General features: G+C 69.2%; 10 protein-coding genes. 6 read left to right on the forward strand and 4 right to left on the reverse strand.

The annotated features are described in order from the left end of the window. Positions 1 to 36 precede the first annotated feature (36 nt). Positions 37 to 1,821, forward strand: a complete 1,785-nt coding sequence (locus MLE42_RS03815; RefSeq protein ID WP_243286561.1) for an acyl-CoA dehydrogenase family protein — start codon at positions 37 to 39, stop codon at positions 1,819 to 1,821. Positions 1,822 to 1,894: 73 nt separating this feature from the next. On the opposite strand, the gene MLE42_RS15990 is transcribed toward MLE42_RS03815, so the two are convergent. The 3 genes from MLE42_RS15990 to MLE42_RS03830 form a co-directional block, all read right to left on the reverse strand. Further along, entirely contained in the window at positions 1,895 to 3,868 is a 1,974-nt protein-coding gene (locus MLE42_RS15990) for a DUF6600 domain-containing protein (RefSeq protein ID WP_275975699.1), read from the reverse strand. A 101-nt stretch (positions 3,869 to 3,969) separates the two neighbouring features. Beyond that, complete coding sequence (locus MLE42_RS03825; RefSeq protein ID WP_243286562.1) at positions 3,970 to 4,665, reverse strand: hypothetical protein; 696 nt, start codon at positions 4,663 to 4,665, stop codon at positions 3,970 to 3,972. Then, on the reverse strand, positions 4,641 to 5,420 hold the full coding sequence (locus tag MLE42_RS03830; protein ID WP_243286563.1) for a TatD family hydrolase: 780 nt from the start codon (positions 5,418 to 5,420) through the stop codon (positions 4,641 to 4,643). The genes MLE42_RS03825 and MLE42_RS03830 overlap by 25 nt, the downstream gene beginning before the upstream one ends. A gap of 74 nt (positions 5,421 to 5,494) precedes the next feature. Here MLE42_RS03830 and MLE42_RS03835 point away from each other — a divergent pair, with 74 nt between their 5' ends. From MLE42_RS03835 to MLE42_RS03845, 3 genes are all read left to right on the forward strand, one after another. After that, entirely contained in the window at positions 5,495 to 8,551 is a 3,057-nt protein-coding gene (locus MLE42_RS03835; RefSeq protein ID WP_243286564.1) for a sensor histidine kinase, read from the forward strand. Between the two features lie 74 nt (positions 8,552 to 8,625). Continuing rightward, positions 8,626 to 9,672: a GTP 3',8-cyclase MoaA gene (gene moaA / locus MLE42_RS03840; RefSeq protein ID WP_243286565.1), complete on the forward strand. Its 1,047-nt coding sequence runs from the start codon at positions 8,626 to 8,628 to the stop codon at positions 9,670 to 9,672. Next, positions 9,669 to 10,244 carry an NTP transferase domain-containing protein gene (locus MLE42_RS03845; protein ID WP_243286566.1) on the forward strand — a complete coding sequence of 192 codons (576 nt, stop codon included), beginning with the start codon at positions 9,669 to 9,671 and terminating at the stop codon, positions 10,242 to 10,244. The genes moaA and MLE42_RS03845 overlap by 4 nt, the downstream gene beginning before the upstream one ends. A gap of 21 nt (positions 10,245 to 10,265) precedes the next feature. Here the strand turns inward: MLE42_RS03845 and MLE42_RS03850 are convergent, their stop codons facing one another. Beyond that, positions 10,266 to 10,643, reverse strand: a complete 378-nt coding sequence (locus tag MLE42_RS03850) for a (2Fe-2S) ferredoxin domain-containing protein (RefSeq protein ID WP_243286567.1) — start codon at positions 10,641 to 10,643, stop codon at positions 10,266 to 10,268. A 286-nt stretch (positions 10,644 to 10,929) separates the two neighbouring features. Here MLE42_RS03850 and MLE42_RS03855 point away from each other — a divergent pair, with 286 nt between their 5' ends. After that, positions 10,930 to 11,250: a c-type cytochrome gene (locus MLE42_RS03855; RefSeq protein ID WP_243286568.1), complete on the forward strand. Its 321-nt coding sequence runs from the start codon at positions 10,930 to 10,932 to the stop codon at positions 11,248 to 11,250. Positions 11,251 to 11,314: 64 nt separating this feature from the next. Next, complete coding sequence (locus MLE42_RS03860; protein ID WP_243286569.1) at positions 11,315 to 13,003, forward strand: DUF3373 family protein; 1,689 nt, start codon at positions 11,315 to 11,317, stop codon at positions 13,001 to 13,003. The last annotated feature ends 27 nt before the right edge of the window (positions 13,004 to 13,030 follow it).

The following is a 13,030-nucleotide window of genomic DNA, read 5'->3' on the forward strand; positions in this document are numbered from 1 at the left end:
CCCCATCGTGATCCCTACCCAATCTGGAGGACAGAGATGAGCACCGCCGCTGCAGAGCAGGTCAAGGGAGGCAGTTTCCTGTTGACCCCCATCGGGGCCCTGCCCCAGTTCACCGCCGAGGAGTTCGGCGATGACGCCAAGGAGTTCGCCCGGGCCGCCCGGGACTTCATCGAGGGCGAGGTCATCCCCCGGGACGAGGAGATCGACAAGCTCGACCTCCCCCTCACCATCCAGCTCATGAAGAAGGCCGGCGAGCTGGGCCTTCTGGGCCTGGAGATCCCCGAGGCCTACGAAGGCATGGACGTGGACAAGCGCACCGCCATGCTCGTGCTCGAGGAGATGAGCAAGCAGGGCAGCTTCGCCGTGAGCTACAGCGCCAACACCGGCATCGGCACCCTGCCCATCGTCTACTTCGGCACCGAGGCCCAGAAGAAGGCCTACCTGCCCAAGCTGGCCACGGGCGAGTGGCTGGCCGCCTATGCCCTCACCGAGGCCGGCAGCGGCTCCGACGCCCTGGGCGCCAAGGCCACCGCCGTGCTGGACGGGGACGCTTGGGTGCTGAACGGCACCAAGATGTGGATCACCAACGCCGGCTTCGCCGATGTCTTCGTGATCTTCGCCAAGGTGGACGGCAAGGACTTCAGCGCCTTCATCGTCGAGAAGACGGATCCCGGCGTCAGCACCGGCGCCGAAGAGAAGAAGATGGGCATCAAGGGCAGCTCCACCCGCACCGTCATCCTGGAGAACTGCCGCATCCCCAAGGATCGCCTGCTGGGCGAGATCGGAAAGGGCCACAAGATCGCCTTCGGCATCCTGAACATCGGCCGCTTCAAGCTGGGCGTGGGAAGCCAGGGCGGCATGAAGCGGATCCTGGAATACACGATCAAGTACACCGGCGAGCGCCAGCAGTTCGGCAAGCCCATCAACTCCTTCGGCCTCATCCAGCAGAAGCTGGCGGACATGGCCACCAAGATCTTCGTGGCCGAAGCGCTCAACTTCCGCACCATCGGCTACCTGGATGACGCCCTCCACGCCACCAGCTGGGACAGCCCCACGGCCGGCGCCGACAAGATGGCCGCCATCGACGAGTACGCCATCGAGTGCAGCATCTCGAAGGTGTGGGCGAGCGAGGCCCTGTTCTCCGTGGCGGACGAGGCCGTGCAGGCCTTCGGCGGCTACGGGTTCAGCGCCGAGTACCCGCCCGAGAAGGCCCAGCGCGACTGCCGCATCAACCGCATCTTCGAGGGCACCAACGAGATCAACCGCCTCCTCATCGCCGGCACGCTGCTCAAGCGCGCCATGAAGGGCGAGCTGCCGCTCATGCAGTTCGGCCAGCAGGTGGCCAAGGAGATCTCCAACCCCATCAAGGCTGAGAGCTTCACGGGCCCCCTCGCCCGCCTGAAGCATGGCGTGGAGCTCAGCAAGCGCCAGTGCATGCTGGCCGCGGGCCTGGCGGTGCAGGTGCTGGGCCAGAAGCTCGTGGACAACCAGGAGGTCATGGCCCGCATGAGCAACATGCTCATGGAGATCTACGCCATGGAGAGCGCCGTGGTGCGCGCCGAGCGCATGGTGGAGTCCGGCCACCGCTGGGCCCAGATCGCCCGCGACATGACCGAGCTCTACGTGAACGAGAGCTGGCACAAGGTCCACGGCGACGCCCGCATGCTCTGCGCCGACGTGGTGGAAGGCGAGGCCCTGCGCCACGCCCTGGCCGGCGTGAAGGCCTTCACCGAGTTCCACCCCACCAGCAGCGCCCGCCTGCGGGGCCGCATCGCCTCGGAGCTGATCCAGAAGGGCTGCTATCCCGTCGAAGTGATCTGAACCGGCGCTGCATCGCGGCGGCGAGCACGGAATGGGCCCCAACCGGGGCCCATTCTGCGTTCAAGGGGTCGGTTCAGCGCCGGACCTCGCGGCCGCCGCCCCGTCCTTCACCGCCGGAAGGCCGGGAGGGCGCCTGGGTGGGACGGGACTCGGGAGCCGACTCTCGGCGCTCTTCGCGGGGCGGATCGACCCGCGGCGCGGGCCGGGATTCCCGCTCTGCGGGCCGAGGCGAAGGGTCCGGGCGGCGTTCCTCGCGCTCGATCCGCGGCCGCGGTTCCACGGGGCGCTCCCGAGGAGCGGCCTCCGGGCGACGATCCGGGCTGGAAGGCCGGGACTCGTAGCCGCGTTCTCGGGGCTGGGGGTCCTGACGCCGCTCCTCCACGCGGGGCCTGGGCTCCGCGGGGCGCTCCCGCGTGACGGGCTCCTGGCGCCGATCCTCGACGCGTCCGCGGGGGTCCGCGCCGCGCTCCCTGGGAGCGGGATCGGCCTTGCGGTCCTGAGTGGCGGGCAGCTCGCGCGCCCGGTCCCTCGGCCGGTCCTCGAAGCCCCGTTCACGGGGGGAGGCGGCGGGGCGATCGGCCCCCTGCTGGACCCTCCGGCCGCGGTCCTCGAAGGGCACGCGGGTGACAGCCGCTCCCGGAGCCCCGGGGGCGCCGGTGGTGCCGGGCCGGGCACCAGCCGCGGCGGGGGGCAGCTCCCGGCGGATGATGGTCCGGCCGGTGGCGGCCTGGGCCTGGCGCTCATAGGCCGCAAGGCGCTGGCGGTTCACGTCGCGCTGGAAGACCGGCTGGATCTGGGACGGGTTGCGGAACTCGTTCGGAGACACCACCAGCGGAGACCGCTGCCAGGGCGCCCGGAGGTCCCGGCCGCCACCGGTCCAGGTGGTGCTGCCGGTGGGGCCGTTGAAGGTCCGGAGGACGTTGGCATCGGAGTAGATGCGCCCGCGGACGTTCACGACATTGATGTAGTTCACGGACACCACATTCCATGCGTAGCCGCCGCCCCAGGCGCCGTAGTCCCAGTGGCAGGGGGTGTTGTAGTAGCCCAGGGGCGCCCAGCCGTAGTAGCCGGGCGTGTAGTTCCAGGCGACCCAGGCGGGGCTGTAGTAGATGCCGGGGATCCAGAACCAGCCCACGCCGAGGCTCCAGTGCCAGCGGCCGTGGTGGTAGGCCACATAGGCCCAGGGCTCGTCGGAGACCCAGGTCATGCCGCCGGAGTAGGGCGCCCAGCGGCCATCGTAGTAGGGGCGCCAGTCCTCGGCCACGCCCGCCGGCTGCCAGACCCAGCCGAACTCGTCGGAGTGGACCCAGCGGCCATGGTCGTCCAGCTCGTCGGCGTAGTAGCGGATCTCCGGGGGCACCCGGTCCCAGCTCTCGCCGCGCCGGATGACCACCGCCCGCTCACTCCAGCGGTCGAAGTCGTCGCCGTCGTAGGTGTTGAAGTCGCGAATGCGGTCCAGGCGGTCCTGGGGGCTGTAGACGGTCAGGCGCTCGCCGGCGGCGATCCGGTTCTCGTCCCGCTCGTTGGCGAAGGAGACCCGGCCGCTGTGGACCTTGAGCCGCACCAGGTTGTCACGCTCGGCCTCGATGGTGAAGGAGCCGCTGTCGAAGCAGGTGGCCGTGCCCGAAGGCGTGTCCACCCGGAAGCGCGCATCGGACTGCCCGCCCAGCAGCACGCGCATCCGGCCGTAGTCCAGGCGCAGCAGGACCTGCTTCTCGCCCTTCTGGTTGGTGAAGAGGGCCGCGACGGTGAACCGGGTGGCGCCCCCGAAGGCGATGCGGGTGCCATCGCCCAGTTGCAGAACGCCACGACCGCGGCTTTCCACGACATCGCCCTCCCCGACGGGCGTGCCGCGGCTCAGGGTCTCGTCCACATCGCCCTTGCGGATGCGGACCTCGCCTTCCAGGGCCCGGACCATGGCATAGCGTTCAGGAGCCTCGCCCTGGTAGGTTTCATCGTCCGCCGGCGCCTGCGGAGCGGCGCTGAGGAGGGCAGCGGGAAGCAACAGGGCCGCGGCGTAACGGGAATGGGTGAAGGACGCGTTCATGGGACCTCCGCTGGATTGGATGCCGACTCCCATAGGGTCGGTTCCGGGGACTACTGAGCCAGGGGCGTGCCAGTTTTGAAAGCCCGACTCTTTTCAGTTTTTCAATCCTTGGGGAAGGGAGCCAGGGCCGTGCCCAGCTTGGGGGCTTCGGCATGGGGTCCCAGGGCCGCCAACCTCGGCAGCAGGCCCATCCAGGGGATGGACCACTGGCGCGGGGCACCCTTTTCCACGTCCCCGGCGGCCACTTCGAGGCGATCCGGGAGGAACCGGATCCTCAGGTCGCGCCCGGGCGGCAGGGGCAGGTGGACCACCCGTGCCGTGGCGGGATGCACCACGGTCAGGAAGCCTTCGCCATCCTCCAGCACCCAGAGCAGGCCCCGCAGGAAAGGGCGGAAATCATCGGCGGCCCAGCGGAGGCCGCCCAGCCCCTGGGTCAGCGGCGAATCCGTGGGGAAGCCCCAGACGCCCCAGGCCGAGGCGAGCGGCACGCCACCATCCCGCCAGGCCCGCAGGGGCCGCCCCGGCAGCCCCGCCTGCAGAAGGATCAGGCCCCGGGCGTCACTGACCCGCAGGGTGCCATCCCCACTCAGGTGCACGGTCATGGGCCCCTGCGAGGCCGCGGGAACACCCGGCACGTCCGCCGGCGGCGCCCAGGGTTCCGCCTGCCAGGCAAGGGGGGAGGACTGCTCCCAGGGCAGGCGCAGGTGGCTCTGCGCTCCCAGGGCGGCAGCGGGGGGAAGCTGGGGGGTGGCGGCGGCCAGCGCCGCGCCGGTCAGGAAGAGGGTGCCCAGCCGCACAGGGCCTCCAGGTTGCGGGTGGTCAGTTCGGCCAGCTTCAGGGAGGAGATCCCCCGCAGGCCGGCCACGGCCTCGGCGGTGTACCGCACGAAGCCCGGTTCGTTCGGCTTGCCCCGGTAGGGGACCGGCGCCAGGAAGGGCGCGTCCGTCTCCACGAGGATGCGATCCTCCGGGGCCCAGGCCGCCACGTCCCGCACCGCCTCGGCCTTCTTGAACGTGGCGATGCCCGAGAAGCTCAGGTAGAAGCCCAGGTCCAGGGCCTTCGCGGCGAACGGCCGGTCCTCGCTGAAGCAGTGGATGATGCCCCGGACGGCGTCGGCGCCCTCTTCTTCGAGGATCCTCAGCGTGGCCTCGGGGGCGGAACGGGTGTGGATCATGAGGGGCTTCCGCAGAGCCTTCGCCAGGCGGATCTGGGCGCGGAACACCGCCTCCTGCTCGTCCCTCGGGCTCAGGTCGTAATGCCAGTCCAGGCCTGTCTCACCCACGAAGCGCACGGCGGGGTCGGCCGCCAGGGCCGCTAGGGCTGGTTCCGTATCCTGAGACCAGGTCTTGGCCTCGTGGGGATGCACGCCCAGGCTGGCCTGGACGCCTGGAAGGCGCCGCGCGAGGTCGAGCACCGCGCGGGAATCCTCCAACTCCGTGCCAACGGCGATGAAGCCGGTCACCCCCTCCGCGCGTGCCCGGGCCAGGGTGGCCTCCACCTGGCCCTCGGCCAGGTGGGTTCCCGTGAGATGGCAGTGAGCGTCCACAAGCATGCTTTCATAGTCCCATGCCATCCAAGAATCACGTTGCGCGCTTCCGCGCCGATGACTCTCTTGGCCTCGGTTTCATGCGCTCAACACCCCTCGTATTCATCGCCTGGCTCTGGCTGGGACTGGTCGGAGCCATCCTGCCCCTGGCGGGACAGCAGCCCGCGTTCCGGCGTTTCGGACTGCGGGATGGCTTGCCGCAGAGCCAGGTGACGGCGCTGATCGAGGACCAGCACGGATTCCTGTGGGTGGGCACCAACACCGGCGGCGTCGCCCGCCTGGGCGCTTCGGGCTTCCGGACCTTCGCGGCGCCCCAGGGACTCAAGGCCCTCTTCGTCTACGCCCTCATGGAGTCCCCCTCCGGAAGCATCTGGGTGGGCAGCCAGGAAGGGGTCTCCGAGATCCGCGGCGACACGGTCCTGAACTACGGCCTCGCCGAGGGAGAAGGCGTCTTCGAGGGTCTGGCCCTCGGCCTGGATGACCGGGATCGCGTCCTGGTGGGCAACCGCCAGGGGCTGTTCCGGCTGGAGGAGGGGAGGTTCCTTCCGGTCCAGCTGCCGGCGCCCTGGCCCGGCGGACCGATCCGGCGCCTGGCCCGGGACCACGCCAAGGGCATCTGGATCCTCGGCAAGGACGGCGCCGTGGCCCGCTGGGACCCGCAGGGCCTCCGCATGTATTCCCTGTCCCCCAAGCATCCGGGCGGCCGGGTCCGCGACCTCCAGGTGGATGTCCACGGACAGGCCTGGGTGCTGCTCGACGGCGCGCTGCTCCGCATGGACCGGGGCCGATGGGTGAACGAGCCGCTGTCCGGCCTTCCCCGCGTTCCCCGCATGGTCAGCCTCCGGTTCAATGCCCAGGGCGAGGGATTCCAGATCTCCCTGGGCGGCGATGGCGTGCTGGTGCGGGAACCCGATGGGCGCACCCGTATCCTCACCTCTGATACCGGCCTTCCCCGGGACCGGATCTTCGTCGCCATGCGCGACCACCGGGGCGTGCTCTGGGTCGGTTCCGACGGCGACGGGCTGGCGGCCCAGGCGCTGCCGGAGCTGCTGACCATCGACAGCTCCAACGTGATCCTGGGCAAGGATCTGGCCGCGGTCTCGGGCATCCTCGAGCTCGATCCCCAGAGATACCTCCTCGCCGCCAGCACGGGCGTCTACCTCGTCGAGGATGGCCGCAACATCACCGCCCACTGGACCCAGCGCGACGGCCTCCCCGCCACGGAGACCTGGGGCATGCTCGCCGATGGCGCGGGCGGCGCCTGGGTGGGCACGGATCGCGGCCTCGCCCACTGGAGGAACGGCCGGGTGTCGCCTGCGGGCCCGGCGCAGATGTCCAAAGCGGCGGTGCTGACCCTGGTGCGGAACGGCTCTGGCATCCTGGCGGGCACCGACCAGGGCCTGTTCGAGCTGGATGGCCGGGGACGCCTGCTGGCCCACCACCGCCTGCCCCCCGAGGCAGGCAACGAGACCGTCTCCAACATCCTGAGGTACCAGGGTCGCCTCCTGCTGGCCACGGGCTACGGGCTGTGGGAGCTGGCCGGCGGGAAGCTCCAGCGGGCCTTCCCGGACGCGCCCTTCGCCAGTTCCACCGTGACGGCCATGGCCATCGATTCCCGGGGACGGCTCTGGATCGGAACCATGAAGGGCCTCCACCTGTGGCGGGACGACCAGTGGACGAGCTTCGGACTCAACGAGGGCCTGCCGGACGAGGGGATTAATTTCATCGCCGATGTGGGGCGCGGGCACATGGCCTTCGGCCACAACAAGGGCGTGACCCTGCTGGAGGGCCGGAACCTCCATCACCTGAGCCGCAGCCAGGGCCTGATCTCGGAGGAGACCAACCACGACGGCTTCCTGCTGGATTCCAAGGGCCGCCTGTGGATCGGCATGATCGGAGGCGTCTGCATCCTGCAGGACGCCCTGGCATTCCACAACACACCCCTGCGGCCCCCCACCCTTCTCGACGTGCGGTGGCCCGGGGGTTCCCAGGCGCTTCCGGACGAGGCGGCCGTGCCGCCGCGGCCGGATTACCTGGACCTCAGCTTCGACACCGGCGACCCGCTGGTGCCCTCCCAGCTCCACTATCAGGCCTGCCTCCAGGGCGTGGACGACGGCTGGCAGCCTGTGAACCAGGGCCTCACGCTCCAGTACCGGAACCTCCGGGCAGGCCACTACGAGTTCTACCTGCGCGCCTCCAGCGATGGCGTGACCTGGGCCGAGGCGGCGCCGGTCTCCATCGAAGTCCGCCCTGCGTGGTACGAGCGCTGGCTGATGCGCGGGCTGATCGCCCTGGCCCTGATCGGCCTGCTCGCCTGGGCGCTCTGGTGGCGCGGCCACAGCCTCGCCATGCGTTCCCGCGAGCTCGAGGAGACCATCGAGAACCGGACCCTCATGCTGGACCGGCAGAACCGCGCCCTGGAGCACGCCCACCAGCAGATCAAGCGCAGCCTCGAAAGCCGGCTGAAGCTGCTGGACATGGTCACGCACGATCTCCGCTCGCCCCTCACCACCATCCTCCTCACCCTGGACCGCCTGCGTGAGCTGATCCCCCGCCCCAACCTGAACCTGCTCGACGTGATGGAGCGGGAGGCGAACCGCATCGAGACGCTCCTGCGGAACCTCCTGGACCAGAGCCGCTCGGAGGCGCTGCTGCAGAGCCTCAAGCTGGTGCCCACGGTCCCCGCCGAGGTCACCGAGGGCTTCGAGGACGTGCTGCGCCTGAAGGCCGAGGCCAGGGGCCTCACCTTCCACCTCGAGGTCTCCCCGGACGCCGGGCGGGCCCACATCCTCGCCGACACGGCCACCCTCCACCAGATCCTGCTGAACCTCTTCGAGAACGCCCTCAAGTTCACCCCGGCCGGAGGCGAGGTGGGCGTCAGGTCCTCGGTGCAATGGGAGAGCAGGATCTGGCGCCTCGAGGTCTGGGACACCGGGCGCGGGCTGGATGTCTCGAAGGTCGAGGAGCTGCTCATGCCCTTCCGCCAGACCCAGGCCGGCGACGCCGCCCATGGATGGGGGCTCGGCCTCTTCATCTGCCGGAGCCTCATCGACGCGCACCGGGGGGAGATGAAGATCGACAGCGAGCCCGGCCGGGGCGCCCGCTTCATGGTGGAGCTCCCGCTGCAGGAGGCCTGACCCCTGTGACCGAGGGCATAAACCTCAGGCAGGTCGGGGCCGTTCCGCGCATCCTGGGTGGACCCGGAGACTTTGTGCCCCCCTCTTTCCCCATGCCGATGAACAGCCAGCCCCCCCGGATGCTCAGGCTGAAGGATGGCCTCAAGGACGGCCTCGGCCGGGCCATCACCTACCTGCGGATCTCGGTGACCGAGCAGTGCAACCTGGCCTGCGTCTACTGCAAGCCGAGGACCGGGGCCCAGGAGCGCGCCGCCCCCCCGGCCATGAGCCGGAACGAGCTGGTTCAGATCGCCCAGGTCTTCACCAGCCTGGGCATCCGCAAGGTGCGCCTCACGGGCGGCGAGCCCCTGATGCGCCGGGACCTGGAGACCATCGTCGCGGGCATCAGCCCCGAGGTGGAGGGTCGGGTGCACCTCACCACCAACGGCATCCACCTGGCCCGCCGGGCCAGGGGCCTGCGGGACGCGGGCCTGTGCGGTGTGAACGTGAGCCTGGACGCCGCGGAGCGCGGCTCCTTCGAGCGCCTCACCCGCAAGGATGGCCTGTCCCGCGTGCTGGCCGGGATCGAAGCCGCCCGGTCCGCGGGCCTCAAGACCAAGCTGAACGCGGTGGTCCTGAAGGGCTGGAACGAGGACCAGATCGTCCCCCTCGCCCGGCTGGCCCAGGCGGAGGGCATCCAGGTGCGCTTCATCGAGTTCATGCCCTACCAGGGCAATGGCTGGGGGCGGGACCAGTTCATGCCCGCCGGCGAGATCCTGCGCACCGTCCAGGAGGGCCTCGGGACACCCCTGGAGGAAGAGCCGGTGGTGGGCCTGGAAGAAGGTCCAGCGCGGATCTTCAAGCTGGCAGGGAGCGAAGGCAAGGTCGGTGTCATCTCGACCCTCAGCGCGGACTTCTGCGACCGCTGCAACCGCGTGCGGCTCACCAGCCGCGGCGAGCTGAAGGCCTGCCTCTTCGGGAACAAGCCCGCGGATCTCCTGGAGCCCCTGCGGAACCACGCCTCGCACGAGGATCTCGCGCGGCTCGTCCGCCAGGCCCTCACCGAGAAGCTGGATTGCCACCCCATGCGCCGCGGGGAGGCCCCGGTGCTCACGAGCGGCATGTGGCAGGTGGGTGGATGAAGTCCCAGCGCGCCGGCCTGCTGCTTCTGAGCGGCGGCCGGGGCCGCAGGATGGGCGAGGCCAAGCACGCCCTGGCGCACCCGGCGGGCGGCTCCTGGGGGGCGCGCCTCGTCCAGGTCTTCGAGGCCGTGTTCCCGGAAGGACCCGTCCAGGTGCTGGGAGAGCCCCTGCCCGACCGCCCGGACCTGACGGTGGTGGAGGACCGTCGTGAAGGACCGGCCGTCGCCCTCCGGACCTGGGCCGCGGTGGAGGTGCCCGCCGCCCGCCGCTGGTGGGTGCTGGCCTGTGACCAGGTGCGCTGGACACCGGAGCGCCTGGAGGCCTGGGCCCGCCGTGCCGAGGCCGCCGATCCCCAGGCCCTCCACTGGGTGATGGCGCGCCATCAGGGCCACCTCCAGCCCCTGGGCGGATGGGTCGCCAGCGCGCTCCGCCCGGCCATCGCCGCCGCGACGTCCCGCTCGCTCATGGCCCTGGCGGAGTCCCTGCCGCACCTGGTCCTGCCCGCCGAGGGCCCCGAGTGGCTGGACGTGGACACACCGGAAGAGCGGCGCGCCTTCGAGGATGAGGGCTAGGGGCTAGGGCCGCGAGAAACCTCACCCCAGCCGCTTGCGCACCAGGCGCTCCACGGGCACGCCGCCCTTGAGGTGGCTCTCGATGATCTCGGGCACATCGGCGGGCGTGACGTGGGCGTACCAGATGCCGTCCGGGTACACCAGCACCGCCGGGCCGATGGCGCAGAAGCCCACGGAGCCGCAGTGGATGCACTGCACCTCGCCCTCCCGGTTGCCCTTGTAGAACAGCAGGTTCTCCTCGATCAGGTGGGCCTTGAAGGCCTCCAGCACCGCCTCGGAGCCGTTGGCCGTGCAGCTCTTGGCGGTGCAGACCAGCACCTGCCGCTTCAGCGAGGGCCCCATCACCGGGGTCACCGCGGCGTCCTGCTCGGGGGTGGGGAGGGGACGGGATGCATCCATGGAGGGCCTCGCAACCCTCAAGATAGCAGTCCATTCCAGCTCCCATGGGAGGTTCCAGATCCATGCCAATCGAAGGTTTTCATTCAAATTACTTAGTGGTTATTTAATTATTGGTGACCATAGTCACGTACGACTTGACCTCGTTAATCACCCGTTCATCCTCTATTCAGCGGCGCTCTCAACCGCGCCCGTAGCAAGCTCCCACAGGATCCCCGGGATCCAGTGCCTTCGGCCTGCCTGGCCGGGCGCCATCCCTCCCTCACCCACCCCAGAAAGGACGTGCTCCATGCGGAACACCCTGAAGCTCCTCGCCGTGCTCGCGGCGCTCACGGTGCCCCTCGCCGCTCAGGGCGGCAGCGACACCAAGGGCAAATTCTTCTTCAAGAAGACCTGCAAGTCCTGCCACACCCCCGGCAGCGCCGCCAAGGAGATCACCCCCCTCTCCAAGACCCAGGCCCAGTGGAAGGCCTACTTCGCCGCCGGCAAGCACAAGAAGGGCGCCGAGAAGATCGACTCCGTCGTGAAGCCCGAGCAGGTCAAGGACATCCAGACCTTCCTCGTGAACCACGCCTCCGACTCTCCGCAGCCCGAGACCTGCGGCGGCTGATCTCCGTCCATCCAGCGTTCCTCCGACCCCTGCCCCTCAACCCCCCACCCCGGAGACACACACCATGAACTCCCGAATCGCGCTCGCCCTCGTCGCCATGCTGGCGCCCGCGGCCCTCAGCGCCCAGTCCGCCCAGGACCTGCAGAAGCAGATCGAGCAGCTGAAGGTCCAGCTGAAGGCCGTCGAAGAGAAGGCCGCCGCCGCACAGGAAGTGGACACCCGCCTGACCAAGGTCGAAACCAAGGTCGCCGGCGACAACATCCAGTGGGGCGGGGAACTCCGCACCCGCTTCGACAGCACTCAGCAGCACTTCAAGCCTTACACCCAGTTCATGGGGTTCATGCAGAACACCCCCAGCGCCTCCAATCCGTACCCCTTCGCGCCCATCGCCCAGCCGGTCGGCGCACAGGATTGGACCAACTCCGTCCAGTGGTCCACCCGGCTCCGCCTGAACATGGGCATCACCATCAACGAGAACGCCAAGATCATGGGCCGGCTCGTGATGTACAAGATCCATGGCGGCGCGGATGTGCCCACCTTCAACGGTTCGCCCAACACCATCAGCACGTCCTTCACCACCGGCCAGACTCCGGCCACGGATGCGCTGCGGGTGGAGCGGGCCAGCCTGGTCTACCACTTCAACTCGGTCGCCAGCATCCTGTCCATCGGCCGCCAGAACACCTCCGATGGCCCGCCGTTCGAAGTCCGCGAGGGCGGCGAGCGTCAGGCCACCCCGCAGGCCCTGGCCGTGAATGCCACCATCGACGGCATCGGCTGGAAGTTCCAGCTCGACAAGATCGGCTTCCCTGAAGGCACCCTGCTCGGCTTCTGCTACGGCGTGGGCTACGAGAGCGGTTTCGGCGGCGGCGGAAACGTCAAGTCCAACCAGACCATCGTGGGCATGAACTTCACCAACTTCAATGGGACGAACCCCTCGGCCATCACGCCGGTTGTGGGCAACATCGGGCCCCTGAAGGACACCACCGTGCTGGGCGCCATGTTCGACATGCCCCTGCTCTTCCAGATCGGCGAGTCCGTGCAGAGCGCGAACCTCTACCTGGGCTACAACCGCATGGGCAACATGACCGACATCCCCTTCGGGAACACCATCAATTTCCCGATCCCCGGCCAGACGCCCTCGACTCAGTACGTCACCGCCACCGCCAACCTCGGCGACATGGATCAGTTCACCGCCACCTGGAAGCACAAGATAGGTGACACGTTCACCTATTTCGTGAGCGGCGGATATCTCAAGAGCCATCCGAACGGCCAGGTCTCGCAGTACGGCGCCTACTGGACCATGCCAGCCTCCATGGGCGGCAACACCGTGCAGCTGTCCGGCTTCGGCGGCCTGATGGGCGACCCCGTCAATAGTCAGACCGCCACGGCCTACTACGCCGGCATGCGCTACGACCCCACCCCGACCTTCGGCATGGGCGTGGAGTTCAACCACGGCTCTCCGCGCTGGTGGACCTACACCCCCGCCACCGGCGAGTACACCGACAAGCTCGGCGCCCGCGGCGACGTGTGGGAAGGCTACATCCAGTGGCGGTTCGCCCATAACGCCGCTCTCCGGCTGGGCTACATCGACTACAAGTACACCACCGCGATGAGCGGCTGGCAGATCGGCCCCTCCGTGCAGCCCGGCCAGGACTGGGTTTCCGCCATGAACCTGGGCAACAACCCCATGCTCCAGTACGCCTACCCGGAGACGGTCAAGAACCTCTACGCCTCCATCGAAGTGCATTTCTAGCGTCTGAAACACCCGGGCCGGGGGGGC

The organism is Geothrix terrae (assembly GCF_022808775.1).
GTDB lineage: Bacteria > Acidobacteriota > Holophagae > Holophagales > Holophagaceae > Geothrix > Geothrix terrae.